Origin of the sequence: Flavihumibacter cheonanensis (assembly GCF_022352215.1) — a bacterium.
Taxonomy (GTDB): Bacteria; Bacteroidota; Bacteroidia; order Chitinophagales; family Chitinophagaceae; genus Flavihumibacter; species Flavihumibacter cheonanensis.
This window is the reverse complement of the sequence record NZ_JAKRWF010000016.1, coordinates 1-1,704: the sequence shown is the minus strand read 5'-3', so window position 1 is coordinate 1,704 and position 1,704 is coordinate 1. Positions and strand designations below refer to the sequence as shown.

The window sequence follows — 1,704 nt, the reverse complement described above, 5'->3', positions numbered from 1 at the left end:
ATGAACAGCAGTTCCTATCTGTACAGTAGTTCAGGCTATGTACAGATTCATCATAAGCTCAGAAAATATAACAGTAACAAATAAATGAACAGCGGTTCAGGCAATAGTGCTTCGTTACCAGCACTGCGCAAAGCTGCCGGCCGTTGGCTGTAAGGCTATGGAGACCGTAACAATCAGATCACTATATTCAGACTTTTTGCAGGTTCCTTTTCCGACCGGACTTGCAGGACGAATTATTGACGGCATCGACTTAACACTTTTTGATACCGTATTGGCAGGAGACATTTCCCAGTTCTTTGACAATCCTAATCATTTGTCGCAAGACCAGATTATAAAATACATTCGGAAAACACAGTACATCATTGAAAGGTTGAAAGACGAAAAAAATAGGGAGTACTTTGAGCAGTGGGAATTTATTTTAATGAATTGCCTCACCGGCTTTGACAAAAGCGTTTTGAAACGCTACATCAGGCAGGACTTGCAGTCTGTTGAAACTTTGAATAACCTGCACGGAATTGACTTGGAGAACATTCAGCAGCATTTGATTGACCCAACGCTAAAGGAATATTACAACGACTTTCAGAACAAAGTCGAAAAGCATTGGGTAGTTTTAGACGAAGAACCTCAAGACCCAAAAGACGGCTATCAAATCATTTATTCAGAAGAGCATAACGAATTTGGTTTAGCTGTTAAGACCAGCAATACAAAGCCTAATATGGGGACAATTGTTGGTTGGTACGGCTCATTTATTTCTACTCTCGATGGAATGTGAGACAAGAAGCCTTACAGCCAACAAGGGGTTTGGCGTCAGTGGGGCGCGACGAACAAACAATCAGCTTTTACAGTAATTCAACAGTTGATCTGGAAGCAGAATCAAATTCAGATTAAGAAACGTAATTCAACATTAGTTATTAAATGGGCAATGGTACAGGCGGGACATTAATAAATCCCCACCGAACGCCAAGCCCTGAACGTTGGCTGCAATTACAAAATGCGACACATCATACTTTTCATAGCGACATTTTTAATTACAACGTTTCCCAGTAATCAATTGCTGGCACAAGTTGACACAGTGTCTATTCTAAAAATAAAAGCATATACAAAATACATTGACTCCTTAGCAGACAATGACGAAGGACAAATTTTTGTAATTAAATCAATAACAGAAGGTGAAATAAAACAAGAAATAGTTTCGACATCTATTATTGGGCATAACAATCAAATTGACACAATTAGAAAGACAAAATATGGCGGGTTCGGGAAATACACGACCAAAAACCTAAAAGGGGACACAGTTTATAAGATTCTTTACCATGACAACATAGATAAGAACTTCTACGAAAGCTACTATTATAAAGACAATGAACTTATTTACTCCAAAATAGACTACCAAGAGGATGGGATAGGTCAAACATTTTATTACAGGGAGGAATATTATAAAGACAATGAAATACTTTTTGTAAGCGAATCACCCAATTCAATTGACACATTATTTAGACAGAGAGTAACATTTGATTTAAGAAAAAAAGGTGGAGACTATTTTGAGAAATTCAAGGCTGACAGAAAGTAACAGCAGCCAACAGTCGGTTCCTATGTATATAGGCCTTTAGAGGGAGTGAAAAAATATCAACTTTTTTCTTTTGAAAGCAAAGGATAGCCAGAAGGGAAATTCCAACCACCCTTCGCCTTCAGAAGTGTGTTTTT

General features: G+C 38.0%; 2 protein-coding genes. Both read left to right on the top strand.

Translation table 11 applies throughout. The features are described 5' to 3' along the window. Nucleotides 1-196: 196 nt before the first annotated feature. Nucleotides 197-772, top strand: a complete 576-nt coding sequence (locus MD536_RS20930) for an RNA-dependent RNA polymerase family protein (protein WP_239603746.1) — start codon at nt 197-199, stop codon at nt 770-772. Between the two features lie 300 nt (nt 773-1,072). Beyond that, nucleotides 1,073-1,570: a hypothetical protein gene (locus tag MD536_RS20925; protein ID WP_239603745.1), complete on the top strand. Its 498-nt coding sequence runs from the start codon at nt 1,073-1,075 to the stop codon at nt 1,568-1,570. Nucleotides 1,571-1,704: the final 134 nt, after the last annotated feature.